This is a genomic window from Pseudomonas sp. UMAB-40, from assembly GCF_900095275.1.
In the GTDB taxonomy this organism is placed as follows: domain Bacteria; phylum Pseudomonadota; class Gammaproteobacteria; order Pseudomonadales; family Pseudomonadaceae; genus Aquipseudomonas; species Aquipseudomonas mandelii_B.
In genome coordinates this window covers 88,720-101,098 of sequence record NZ_LT607574.1, presented here as the reverse complement: position 1 = coordinate 101,098, position 12,379 = coordinate 88,720, and the positions used below count along the sequence as shown (strand labels likewise).

The following is a 12,379-nucleotide window of genomic DNA, read 5'->3' as shown; positions in this document are numbered from 1 at the left end:
GTGAATCAGGCGTTGGATAAGGTTGAGGTGAAGGAGTAAGAGTGCACCCTCTGTGGCGGTGGGTTAACCCGTCGTCACAGAGGGGAGGTTACTGCTTCATCTGCAACACTCCTTCTGCTTACACAGAATTTAGTCGTGTTGCGTCGACCGGTTGAATCGACAGCCAAAAGCGGTCAGTCGATCTAGCCTCCCTCGGTAGCTATCTCGCCCTGCTCGAACTCGCCAGGCATACAACCCCAAGGGTGGGAAGCGCATGTCTTGTTGCAACGAAGGTGACGGTCGCGTTGAGTGTCGCCTTCATTCGTTAGCGATGCTGGAGCTTGCGCTCCTGTTTAGATGGTCTTTTTTTCGGCATTGAAGCCGTCGAAGTTATCGAACACGCCCATAAAGCCCGGAACGCTCGCTTCACGCGCCCAGTCGCGCTGCAGTTCGCAGTACATCTGTACGCGGCTGATCAGTTTCGCACCCGCCTGCTCCATGCGGCGCAATGCTGCTTCGTGCGCGGCAAGGGAGGTTCCACCGACCGCATCGACCGGAATATAGACCTCATAACCTTCTTGGATCGCATCGAGTACCGGGAAGGCCAGACAGGCTTCGGTCCACAGCGCGGTCATGATCAGTTTGCGGCGCCCGCAGGCTTTAACCGCCTGCTTGAATTCGCTGTCCTCCCAGCTATTGATCGAGGTGCGGTCGTAGGTAGGCAAGTGGCCGAGCACGTCTTGCAGTTCCTGAATAGGCGGCTTGTTGCGACCGGTGCCGACGTTGACGGTCGAGTGGATGATGGGGAGATTGAAGTTAACCGCCGCCTTGGCGACGCTTGTGATGTTGAAAACCAGCTCCTCGCGCGGCATCGAGCGGATCGAGGACACCTGGACCGGCTGGTAGTCGATGATGATAAAAGCCGAGTTATCGGGCGTAAGGAGTTGGTCGGTGTGGGGATTGCGGATCGTTTCGCTCGTCATAGCTGGTCCTCGTTATGGATGTGTTTCACGCGTGCAGTAGGGCTGGATATCGCACGCGCTCAGGTGACGATCACGAACCTGACACTGCTGCGAGTAAGGGGCGGGCCGTTAACAAGCCATGCGTCAGCGGCGTCGTTGCCTGTGAGCGGCATTTTGCTGTTCCCTTAAACGCACCGGTAGTAGCATTGCTCGACTAGCTGTGTCGCGAAAAGAGGAACGCCGAGTGGATATCGAAGAGCTACGGACATTTGTCGAGGTTGCCGATGCCGGAGGCGTTTCGCCTGCTGCGCTACGGCTTGGAATATCCAAGTCGATCGTCAGTCGCAGGCTGGCGCGCCTGGAAACGGAGCTTGGTGTGCAGTTGCTGACACGGTCCACCCGTGGCGCAGCGCTGACAGAAGCTGGTGCTACGTTCCGCGAACATGCTTCCAAGGTGTGTGCCGAGATTGAATTAGCACGGGAAGCAATTCTGCCCGCGGGTCCCCTGCGTGGTCGTCTGCGCGTTGCCGCACCGCTGTCTTTCGGACCGACGCATTTTGCCCCGGTGGTGGCAGAGATGGCGCGCCGACACCCACAGCTGAATATCCAGACCTGCTATAGCGATCGCTTTGTAGATCTCATTGCCGAGGGATACGACTGTGGCATACGGGTTGGCTACCTTCCTGACTCCAACCTTATCGGCAGACGTGTGGGCCCGATCGGAGTCCAGCTGGTCGCGAGCCCAAGCTATATCAAGGCCTTTGGCTCACCGCAACGGCCGGAGGAACTGGCCTCCCATCAAGCCCTGATGCAGAGCACTGAGGCCTGGCAGTTTATGGATGGCGGCAAGGTTGTTTCGGTTCGCCCTCAGGGGCGATTCAAGGCCGACAATGGCGTCGCGCTTGTCGCCGCCGCCTTAGCAGGGCTGGGGGTCGCTTATCTGCCCGATAGCCTCACCCATGACAGCCTCGCCTCGGAGGCACTGGTGCCAATCATGACGAGTTTTCCACCGCCTCCCGCGGGAGCGTATTTGGTCCGCCCTCCAGGTCAGCATCCCGCGCGCAAGATTCGTGTCCTCACCGAGCTCCTGATCGAGTACTTCGGAAACTCTCCACACTTTGCAGGGGCCGAATCTACCTTGCCCCCCGAGTCTGCCCCATGATTGCTTCTGGCCGTTTTATGACTATCACCACCGGCAGCTATGGGTTGATCCAAGTCATACAGCCGCCAAGCATCCACCCCGTGAAAGGCTTCGTTGGAAACCTTTTCTGATAGCGCTGAAGGGTGCACGTGTCAGTAAGACGCGTGAACGGGCGTTCCCTTGTGGTTCTAACATGACGTCCGGGCGACCAGCATCATATTCGTCGAAGATCAGCGCCATGGGTCGGCAGTGCCCAGAGCGAGATGCCTTCCTGGAATTCACAAATCCGGCATGTGCTGCGGGCACGATGAGGGCTTAGTTAACCATCACCTCGTCCAGTGCCTGCTCGAGGGTGCTGACCGTGCGCTCGATATTGTGCAGCTTTTCGAGTCCGAACAGACCGATGCGGAAGGTCTGGAAGTCGGCCGGCTCGTCGCATTGCAGCGGCACTCCGGCGGCGATCTGCAGGCCGTGGTTGGCAAATTTCTTGCCGCTCTTGATGTCGGCATCATCGGTGTAGCTCACCACTACGCCAGGCGCCTGAAAGCCGGCGGCGGCCACGCTTTTGATGCCTTTGCCGGTCAACATTGCGCGCACCCGATCGCCCAGAGCCTGTTGTTCGCCGCGGACCTTTTCGAAACCGTAGGCTTGCGTCTCTTTCATCACTTCGTTAAATCGCGCGAGGGAATCGCTGGGCATGGTCGCATGGTAGGCATGTCCGCCCTGTTCGTAGGCCTGCATGATCTGAAGCCACTTTTTCAGGTCGCAGGCGAAGCTGCTGCTTTGCGTCTGCTCGATGCGCTCGAGGGCCAAAGAACTGAGCATCACCAGGGCGCAGCAAGGGGAGGCGCTCCAGCCTTTCTGCGGTGCGCTGATCAGCAGGTCGACGGCGCATTGCTGCATATCGACCCAAAGCGTGCCTGAGGCGATGCAGTCCAGCACGAACAGGCCACCCACCGCATGCACGGCGTCGCCGACGGCCCGCAGGTACTCGTCGGGCAGGATAATCCCTGATGAGGTTTCAACGTGGGGGGCGAAGACAATCTGCGGCTTCTGCGCCTGAATGGCTGCCAGCACTTCGTCCAGAGGGGGTGGGGCGTAGGCAGCCTGGCGACCCGTGTCGACCGGTCGGGCTTTCAGCACCGTGGTGGCCGCCGGGATGTTGCCCATCTCAAGAATCTGGCTCCAGCGATAACTGAACCAGCCGTTGCGGATCACCAGGCATTGCTGGCCGGTGGCAAACTGTCGCGCCACCGCTTCCATGCCGAATGTGCCGCTGCCCGGGACGACCGCAACAGCCTGGGCGTTGTAGACCTGTTTCAGGGTGTTGGAAATGTTCTTCATCACGCCTTGAAATGACTGCGACATGTGGTTGAGCGAGCGATCGGTGTAGACCACTGAGTACTCGACCAGCCCCTCAGGATCGATACTGGGATATAGCTTTGACATGGAGTGACTCCTTTGGCAGAGATGTCAGTGGTATCGACCCTGCCCTAAGCCTTGGCAAATGACAAGATTGCCCGGGATTGAATGGCGACTTCTGCCGAGCGGCTGGCATCCTCCCTGGACAGTTTGGACGATAAAAAGTGGGCGAAACATGATCAAACCACAGTGGGCCGCAACTCCTGCGCCAGTTCAATCAGTGCGCGCAATCGCGCCGGCACGAAGCGATGGCCCGAGTAGTAGAGCCTCAAACCGCCAAACGACGGGCACCACGGCGTCAAGACCGGCACCAGGGCGCCGCTTGCCAGTTCTTCCTGGATGAACCACTCGGAAATGAAACCAATGCCAAGGCCCAACAACACGGCCTGTTTGATGGCCAGCACTTCGTTGGAGGCGAAGCGCACCGGCAGATCCATCTGCACCTTCTGGCCATCGCGCTCCAATTCCCACTGGTAGAGGCCACCATGGGCCATGCGCATTCCTATGCTCCGGTGGGTGAGTAGATCTCGCGGATGCTCGGGCACGTCGTGGCGTTCGAGGTACTCGGGCGTTGCTACCACGAGCATCCGGATGTCACCTGACAGTGCCACGGCAATCATGTCTTGCGGCACAGACTCTGCCAGGCGAATCCCGGCGTCGAAGCCACCGGCGATGATGTCGACCATGCTTGATTCGCTGACGATGTCGATGCGCACTTCGGGATAGCGCTGAGCGTACTGCTTCAATAGCGGCTCCAGCAGCAGGTAGGCCGCGCCATGCGGTGCATTGATGCGCAATGTGCCGCTGGGTTCATCGGGGCCGACGCTGGCTTCTTCGCCGGCACTTTTGATCTGTGCCAACGCAGGTGCGATGCGTGCCACATAGCGTTGCCCGATGTCGGTGAGGGCAACGCTGCGCGTGGAGCGATTGAACAGGCGCACTTTCAGGCGTGCTTCCAGGCCGGCCACCGCACTGCTCACGGCGGAAGTGGACATGCCCAACTCCTGTGCTGCGCCGCGAAAACTGCTGCGGCGCGCAACGGCCAGAACCACTTCCAGCTCGGTCATTCCTGTTCTGTGCATGGATTGTCCCGAATATAAGGATGCTTCATAAGCAAAAGGATGGCTTATCAGAATAATGGACCCTTCTTAGACTTCATCACAGAGGCTCGATTCAGGCGAGTCATTTTGAGCGAGGAGTCGTCATGCAATGCATTGAACACATCTACATCAACGGCGAGTTCGTCATTCCACACGGCCAGGAATGGTTCGACCTTCATAACCCGAGCACCGAGGAAGTCATCGGTCAGGTTCGGCTGGGCGATGCACTGGACGCACAGCGTGCCATCGCAGCCGCCAAGGCTGCGTTCCCGGCGTGGGCTCGTACCAGCCGGGAGGAGCGCATTGCGGCACTGCAACGCATGCACCGGGCTGTGGCGGCAAAGGAGGAAGAACTGCTGGAAGCCATCCTCGTGGAATATGGTGCCCCTGCGGCCCGCGGGCGCTCGATGGCGACTTATCCGGCTGACGTGATCGCGCAAGCAATCAATGCACTGGAGGCGTTCGATTTCGAGGAGCAGGTCGGCATGGCCAGGGTCATTCTGACGCCCGTGGGCGTTACCGGTCTGATCACACCCTGGAACAGCAATGCGGGCTTCATCTGCAACAAGCTGGCCACCGCGCTGGCAGCAGGCTGCACCGCCGTCATCAAACCAAGCGAGATGAGCGCGTTACAGACGCAGGTCGTGGTCAGGGCGTTGCACGAGGCGGGGCTGCCACCGGGTGTATTCAATATCGTCAACGGGCGAGGCGATGTGGTGGGTGAGGAAATCGCCCGTCATCCCGACGTTGCCAAGATCTCGTTCACGGGGTCGTCCGCTATCGGCCGACATCTGGTAAAAACCGGTGCTGACACCATGAAGCGTGTGACGCTCGAACTTGGCGGAAAGTCGCCCACCGTGGTGCTTGACGATGCGGATTTCCAGGCTGTCATGCCGTTGGTGCTGCAAGCCGGATTTCTCAACAGCGGCCAGGCTTGCATCGCGGGCACTCGCATCCTCGTGCCGCGCAGCCGGTTGGCAGAGTTCGAGCGGATTGCGAAGGAGGGTGTCTCACAGATTCAATCGGGCGATCCACGCAACGCCGACACCGACATCGGTCCGATGGTGAGCCAGAAACAATGGGAACGGGTGCAGCGCTACATCCGTACCGGCCAGGAGGAAGGGGCGAGGTTGTTGGCGGGTGGCGAAGGTCGCCCGGAAGGCTTGCATGCCGGGTGGTTCGTGAAGCCCACGATCTTTACTGATGCCAACAACCGGATGCGCATCGCGCGTGAGGAAATCTTCGGCCCCGTGCTGACGATCATTCCCTACGAGGATGACGCTGATGCGATCAGCATCGCCAACGATACGGACTATGGGCTGAGCGCCATGGTGCTGGGAAAAAGTTCCGAACGTTGTATGACCGTCGCCCTTCAGATCGATTCGGGACGCGTGCTCATCAACACCCTGGCCCACGAACCGCGTGCCCCCTTCGGTGGATTCAAGCAATCAGGCCTTGGGCGCGAAATGGGCAGGTGGGGGATGAGCGCGTATCTGGAGCCGAAGACGGTGGTCGGGTTCGACCCGTTGAAATGACCGGGTCAGGTTCCTGATTGGGGGCACTGCATGGGGAATGGCAGCCAGCGGTCGCACAACCCAAAGCAGACAGTGAAGCTGAGCCAGTCACTGGTACGTACTTGGACGCAAGCGTATTGTTCGATGCGCTTTACCTCTCTTGGAATTCTTCAAAAAGGACGACGAACATGGATGTTGAACTGGCTCATAAGATTGAGGCCGCAGAAAGTGAGTATTTACGTTCGCGCGTTGAGAGCCTGGCAGGGGTAAGTGGAAATCCTTTTGGTGCACGTGTTTTTTTCAACGCAGACTTTCCGTGCTTTCAAGTGAAGGCATCGCCTAGCCCAATGTTCAACCGCATCTACGGTGACATCGCCGGCGATCCCCTGACAGTGTTGAAATTGCTCAATGAGTCAGCGGAGCATTCGACCGTAACCCCTCTTATCGGAAAACCTTCGGCGCTGGAGCCATACGCTTTAGTGGGCGAAGCACGGCTTGAGCGTTTGAGGGGGTGGACTCACTTGCAATTCGCTTGTGCCATTGAGAAGGTGGTTTTGAGTCGTCACTCATTCGACATTGAAGAGGTCACATCGAAGACTCTGGCTCTATTCGCAGATGTGCACGCGGGCGGCTTTCATACCAAGCCGGAGCACCGGCTGCTGAATCAGGCTTCCTTTGCAGGGCAGGCGCTTGACGGACGTCTGAAAATCTACGTCCTGAAAGCGGACGAGACAGTGGTGGCAGGAGCATCGATGTACTTGGCCAGCAATGGCATTGCCTACCTTGGAACGGCTGCAACCCGAAAGGATGCCCGGGGCTATGGCTACCACGGAGCACTGATCTCTCACCGAATAGAGCAAGCAAAGAAGCATGGCTGCCACTGGGTCGCTGCGACCGCGCTGGCCAGCTCCCAAAGCCGCCGAAATCTGCAACGTGCCGGGTTAACGGCATCCCATGCTCAAGCACTGTACCGCCTGGCAGATAGCTGAAATAAACGGCTGAGTTTGACCGTCCGCTTCTGGCCGTTTTGAGCCTGTCGCGAAGGACGGCAAACGCCCCTCAACTGCATGTCAGGACAGGTACGGAGCTTAGTCAGCCATGATCAGCTTGTAGCGCTTCTGGTACTCCTCATAGGGGAGGCCCTGTTGATCAAGCTGTTCGAGGTGATGCTGTTGGTAAGCGTCTTTTGTCATGAATGCGGCACCGTCTGGAAACGGCTGATTGGTCAGCTCTGTGATTTTTTTTCTCAGCATTTATGAATTTATCAATGACCCGACCGCCACCCCAACGCGAGTCATATTCGGCTTGGCCCACTTGCTGGCTGTACTGATAAACGCGGATATCTGCATGGCTCATGTAAATTGCTACGTCCCACGACCAGGTACCGATATAAGTCGTTGAAAGAGGACAGCTGGACGGGCTGCTGCCTGGCGGCCTCATCGTCTTGGGTCATTGACGTTCGTGGCGAATGATCGTATGGCAAATGCTGCGTGTTGCATCAGTCGTGACCTGGACCACGTCAACGCTGTTTTTACAGCCTCTGGGATGGGCCAAAATCAGATTTTTTATGCCGACAGCGCCTTCATTAAACCGTGAGCACCGATGATTTTTAAGCTGCATCTCCTCCAATACGTCTCCATGCTCCCAGCGTCGAACTCGTCGTTCCGTGCTCGGTGTGCACTGCAATTTCAACGGGCAACCCTGGCATTTCGAACTCCAGTAACGGTGCAACTTCAGGCCTTTTTCAACGTAGGAATAGTGCCAGATCAGCGCCTCTCCAGCCGGGCAAATGTATTCGTTTTTTGCCGCGTCATCGATGAAGGCATCGTTATTGAAACGCCCGTCAGCCTTGGCTCCAGAGGTCATCGGCTTGGGCACATAGGCGGTGATGCCTGCATCGTGAAAAGCCAGCATCGCTTGTCGTGGTGGCTTTTAAGCCGCTGATAGGGGTGGCTCATGGAGAGGATGTGGGGATGACCTTGAGATTTGTTGTTGTTCCTGCAATCCCTACAGAACCTGGTTCGATACGCAACGAAGTACGCTTCTACAGTCGCGCTACTGCCTGGATTTAAGTTTATTAATCGGATTGGCACTTGTAATCGTATCGAGTATGAATGCTCAGCTTTCAATGCGTCTTTGCCGCCGGCAACGCTCCGAGCAGTAGCGCACCTCAGCCCAGCAGCGCGCCCATTTCTTGCGCCAGGCGAAGGGTAGTCCGCAGACCGCACACGTTTTGACCGGGAGTTCGCTCTTCCTCAAAGCGACTCCCCGGCATCTAGTTTGGCGAGCAGTTTCTCGCCACGTTCCCAGAGCGCTTGTTGCTTGGGTTCAGTCATCCGATCTAGGTTTTTGTAGACCATGCCCATGCGCTGATTGCTGCGCAGAAGGTCGCCGTGACGCATCAGGAAATGCCAGTAAAGCGAATTGAAAGGGCAAGCGTCGTCCGTCGTGCTTTCACTGACTTTGTACGCGCAATTACGGCAGTAGTCAGACATGCGCTTTATGTATTGGCCACTGGCGCAGTAGGGCTTGGAGCTCAGGTAACCGCCATCGGCGTGCATGACCATGCCCAATGTATTGGGCAGTTCGACCCAGTCGAACGCGTCCATGTAGATGGCCAGGTACCAATCGCAAATCTCGCTCGGCGCAATGCCGGCCAGCAGTGCAAAGTTGCCGGTCACCATCAGCCGCTGGATGTGGTGGGCGTAGGCATGTTTCAAACTTTGGCCGATCGCCTGGCCCATGCAGTTCATCTTTGTCTCGCCCGTCCAATAGAACGCTGGAAGCGGCCTGCTGTTGCCAAACAGATTGCCGCCGGCGTAGTCGGGCATTTTCAGCCAGTAGACGCCCCGAACGTATTCGCGCCAGCCGATGAGTTGACGGATAAAGCCTTCGGCGGCGTTTAGCGGAATCCTGCGCGCCCAATACGCCGCTTCGACGTCGCTGCACAATTGACGCAGGTCCAGCAGGCCGATATTCAACGCGGCGCTGATCCGCGCATGGAACAGGAAGGGTTCATCACTGGCCATGGCATCCTGGTAGTCTCCGAAGGCGGCCAGACCCCAGTCGAGGAAGTAGTCCCACAACGCTTGGGCATCGGCGTGGGTTACCGGGTAGTCAAAGGTGTCGAGGGCGCCGTAGTGGCCGGAGAAGCTTTTTGCGACCAGCGACAGCACGTCCTGGGTTATCGCATCTGCCGAAAAGTGCATGGGCGAGGGGGCTCTTAAGCCTTTGGGAAGCGCCTTTCGGTTTTCGGCATCAAAGTTCCAGGCGCCGCCGACCGGGCTGCCGTCGCCGTTGAGCAACAGACCACTCTTGCGTCGCATCTCACGGTAGAAGAACTCCATGCGCAGCTGCTTTTTGCCTTCGGCCCAGGACGCAAACTCGAGTCGGGTGCAGAGAAAACGGCTATCGGTATGCCACTGGATCGCCAAGCCACAATCTTTCAGCGACTGCTCCAGGCGCCAGTCACCGCATTCTGTCAGGTGCAGCTCATCCGGTTGCAGCAGTGACTGCCAGCGCCGTAATTCGCCCGGTACCGATCCACTATTTTGCGGATCATCGAGCGTGACGTATTGCACGCGGAGGCCGCACCGCTTCAACGCCTCAGCAAAATGGCGCATGGCACTGAAGATCAATGCGATTTTTTGCGGATGATGGGGCACATGGCTGGCTTCCTCCATCACTTCAACCAGTAAAACCGTATCGTGCTCGCTGTCCAGCCCCTTCAATGAGGCGAGGTCAAAAGACAACTGGTCGCCCAAGACCAGGCATAGCCGGTGAGTCTTATTCATTCGACAGAGTCCAACGGAAGGTGACTCACCAAGGCGCAGTCAGCGAGAAAGGAATACGTAACGACTCAATGGGCCCTTCACGTGAACCGCACATCTCGTCATGGACGCACTGCTGCACAAGCACGCAGGGAAATGGCGGGACAAGCTGCAGCAACTCACGCAGGTGATTGATGGAGCGAAGGTGCATAGGCTTCGATGTATCGTCCAGCAGCGTGAACTGGCCGTGATCCAGCCCGACTCGCGCCAGATAAAAACCGCCTTCCAGAGACAGCAGCTCCAACTCACGTACTTCGCCATTCGCGGCCCGCTCGGTCAACGCTTGCAGATTCAAGGTTCACTCCCTGCCTACCACGGTAGGCGTTCTCCGATATAAGCAAAGAAATGGCCGCTGTCGGCAGGTCCTAAGCGGTCGATCAGTGATAACAATTCACCGGCGGCAACGCGCGCCGGCCTGGCGGCAGAGGCGCCGCGAAAGGGTTGCGACAGACTTGAAATTACCGTGCCTGGATGGAGACTCAGCAAGCGGGTCTGAGGGCGTGTTCGCGCTAGTTCGATCGCAGCCGTTTTAATCAACATGTTCAACGCTGCCTTTGAGGCGCGATAGGCATACCAGCCGCCCAAACGGTTATCGTCGATACTGCCCACCTTGGCGGAGAGCATCGCCATCGCGCCACGAGGGTCAAGCAAGGGCAGAAAGTGACGCAAAACCAGCGCAGGCCCAAGCGTGTTGACTTGGAATATCACCTGGAGCGCATCTGCTTCAATCGCGGAGTAACTTTTTTCAGGCTTGATGTCGTCGCGATGGAGCAGCCCGGCGGCATGCAAGATCAACTGGTACGGGGCTTCTTCAGCTAATTCGGCGGCCGCCCTCGCGATACTGTCGGGCTCTTCCAGGTCCAATCCTGGAACACTTTTGCGCCCCAGCTCACGAACAACCGAGCATCGTGGATCTTCCTTCAGCAACTCACAAAACGCCGCGCCAAGCGCTCCACTAGGGCCTATCACTAAGACGCGGTAGCCGTCGCCAAGCGAGTTCATTGCAAAGGAACTGTTCATTTCGCCTCTCCCACACCGTGTGCGATTTCTGGGCCTTAACTGCGTCGCCCAATCAGTTGCAGGAACTCGAGACGCGTAGCGGACGACTCGCGAAAGGCACCCAGCATCACTGAGGTCGTCATCACCGAGTTTTGCTTTTCCACGCCCCGCATCATCATGCACATGTGCTTTGCCTCAATGACCACGGCCACGCCGGCCGCATCGGTGATGTGATGGATGGCATCAGCAATTTGTTTTGTGAGGTTTTCCTGGATCTGTAAGCGGCGGGCGAACATATCGACGACTCGGGCGACCTTTGATAGACCCAGCACCCTTCCTGTGGGGATGTACGCGACATGAGCCTTGCCGATGAAGGGCAGCAGGTGATGCTCACACAATGAATACAGCTCAATGTCGCGCACGATGACCATTTCATCGTTTTGCGATTCAAACAGGGCACCGTTGGTCACGTCCTCCAGACTCATCGTGTAGCCGTTGCACAGGTATTGCATCGCTTTGGCTGCGCGCGTGGGTGTGTCCAGCAGTCCTTCACGCTCAGGGTTCTCGCCTACGCCGACGAGAATTTCACGGTAATGCTCGGCTATTGATGGGTTCATTTAGATTCCTCGCAGCCATGCTGCTTCATGTGAGGGCAATCCTTGGCTGTAGGGCGTTTCAGCTGCGCACGATCTGACGCAGATAACACGAGCTTCGCGAGATCACCTGTGGCCCAGGTTCTTCATCAGGCCAATACCAAACTGAAGCGTTCTAGGGCTGCTTTGTTTTGAAGGTGATCAGCTCATCGGGTGCGGGTTTTGATTCCGGCAGCGCGCAACAGTTATCGACACATCGACGGCGGCCATCCGGGTGAGGTAACCAAGCCAAATGGGGGCGTAAGCGGCAAAACAGGCGATAACAGAGTGCAAGCAGCGGTCGGAGTGCACGCCATGTCAGCGGCGTGGCCCAAAATCCCATGCCGGCGGCACGCCAGCTCCATAGGGTGGCGTCCAGGCCATTAACCCAGCGGCCATCTGCGAAACAGGCATGAAGCGACGCTTGCATTTGCTCGAACGTGAACCCAAGTCTCTTTGCGTCAAACTCAGCACTGTTTATGTCAATAAACAGCAGCTGACTCTCTGAGGCGCGTCGGCGCAGGATCATAATTTCGCGCGCACACAACGGACAGTTACCGTCAAAGTACAGCGTCAGTGGCCAATGCTCTTTATTGTACATTCATGATGGTCTTGTATAGGTTTTGTATAAGATAGACCCAAAAAAACCACCTGACAATGTGCTCCTTGCTTGTGCCTGTTCACCATCGGCCAATGCCACCCGCAGCCCGATGCACTCATCAGCCAGACCCTTGAGGGCGGCGTAAGTAGCTTGGGGGAGCCGTGCAGACTTGGTCGTACATGGGATTTCCACGTACGAG

General features: G+C 57.6%; 12 protein-coding genes and 2 pseudogenes. 3 read left to right on the top strand and 11 right to left on the bottom strand.

Annotated elements, in window-relative coordinates:
- Positions 1-332: 332 nt before the first annotated feature.
- A complete protein-coding gene (locus K0F88_RS27645; protein ID WP_219097331.1) occupies positions 333-962 on the bottom strand; it encodes a hydrolase in 630 nt (209 codons plus the stop codon).
- 223 nt (positions 963-1,185) lie between these two features.
- On the opposite strand from K0F88_RS27645, the gene K0F88_RS27640 reads away from it, so the two are divergent.
- The gene (locus K0F88_RS27640) at positions 1,186-2,103 is read left to right on the top strand and encodes a LysR family transcriptional regulator (protein ID WP_219097330.1); all 918 of its coding nucleotides are present in this window, start codon (positions 1,186-1,188) and stop codon (positions 2,101-2,103) included.
- A gap of 294 nt (positions 2,104-2,397) precedes the next feature.
- On the opposite strand, the gene K0F88_RS27635 is transcribed toward K0F88_RS27640, so the two are convergent.
- Both K0F88_RS27635 and K0F88_RS27630 read right to left on the bottom strand, forming a co-directional pair.
- On the bottom strand, positions 2,398-3,531 hold the full coding sequence (locus K0F88_RS27635; protein ID WP_094467953.1) for an aminotransferase class V-fold PLP-dependent enzyme: 1,134 nt from the start codon (positions 3,529-3,531) through the stop codon (positions 2,398-2,400).
- A 152-nt stretch (positions 3,532-3,683) separates the two neighbouring features.
- A complete protein-coding gene (locus K0F88_RS27630) occupies positions 3,684-4,586 on the bottom strand; it encodes a LysR family transcriptional regulator (RefSeq protein WP_257605367.1) in 903 nt (300 codons plus the stop codon).
- Between the two features lie 122 nt (positions 4,587-4,708).
- Between K0F88_RS27630 and K0F88_RS27625 the strand changes: the two genes are divergently transcribed.
- Both K0F88_RS27625 and K0F88_RS27620 read left to right on the top strand, forming a co-directional pair.
- Positions 4,709-6,139: an aldehyde dehydrogenase family protein gene (locus K0F88_RS27625; protein WP_219097329.1), complete on the top strand. Its 1,431-nt coding sequence runs from the start codon at positions 4,709-4,711 to the stop codon at positions 6,137-6,139.
- Positions 6,140-6,306: 167 nt separating this feature from the next.
- On the top strand, positions 6,307-7,107 hold the full coding sequence (locus K0F88_RS27620) for a GNAT family N-acetyltransferase (protein ID WP_219097328.1): 801 nt from the start codon (positions 6,307-6,309) through the stop codon (positions 7,105-7,107).
- A gap of 99 nt (positions 7,108-7,206) precedes the next feature.
- Here the strand turns inward: K0F88_RS27620 and K0F88_RS32620 are convergent.
- The 8 genes and pseudogenes from K0F88_RS32620 to K0F88_RS27585 form a co-directional block, all read right to left on the bottom strand.
- Positions 7,207-7,552: pseudogene (locus K0F88_RS32620) on the bottom strand (Sbal_3080 family lipoprotein); the annotation flags it as partial.
- Positions 7,553-7,732: 180 nt separating this feature from the next.
- Positions 7,733-8,038, bottom strand: a pseudogene (locus tag K0F88_RS27615) (transposase); the annotation flags it as partial.
- 198 nt (positions 8,039-8,236) lie between these two features.
- Complete coding sequence (locus K0F88_RS27610; protein WP_219097327.1) at positions 8,237-8,377, bottom strand: DUF2256 domain-containing protein; 141 nt, start codon at positions 8,375-8,377, stop codon at positions 8,237-8,239.
- Complete coding sequence (locus K0F88_RS27605; protein WP_219097326.1) at positions 8,374-9,912, bottom strand: cryptochrome/photolyase family protein; 1,539 nt, start codon at positions 9,910-9,912, stop codon at positions 8,374-8,376. The genes K0F88_RS27610 and K0F88_RS27605 overlap by 4 nt, the downstream gene beginning before the upstream one ends.
- Before the next feature lie 25 nt (positions 9,913-9,937).
- Positions 9,938-10,243, bottom strand: a complete 306-nt coding sequence (locus tag K0F88_RS27600; RefSeq protein ID WP_219097325.1) for a DUF6482 family protein — start codon at positions 10,241-10,243, stop codon at positions 9,938-9,940.
- Between the two features lie 14 nt (positions 10,244-10,257).
- Positions 10,258-10,968, bottom strand: coding sequence for an SDR family oxidoreductase (locus tag K0F88_RS27595; RefSeq protein WP_219097324.1), 711 nt, complete (start codon positions 10,966-10,968; stop codon positions 10,258-10,260).
- 35 nt (positions 10,969-11,003) lie between these two features.
- A complete protein-coding gene (gene folE / locus K0F88_RS27590; protein WP_219097323.1) occupies positions 11,004-11,564 on the bottom strand; it encodes a GTP cyclohydrolase I FolE in 561 nt (186 codons plus the stop codon).
- A gap of 151 nt (positions 11,565-11,715) precedes the next feature.
- Positions 11,716-12,180, bottom strand: a complete 465-nt coding sequence (locus K0F88_RS27585; RefSeq protein WP_219097322.1) for a thiol-disulfide oxidoreductase DCC family protein — start codon at positions 12,178-12,180, stop codon at positions 11,716-11,718.
- Positions 12,181-12,379 lie beyond the last annotated feature (199 nt).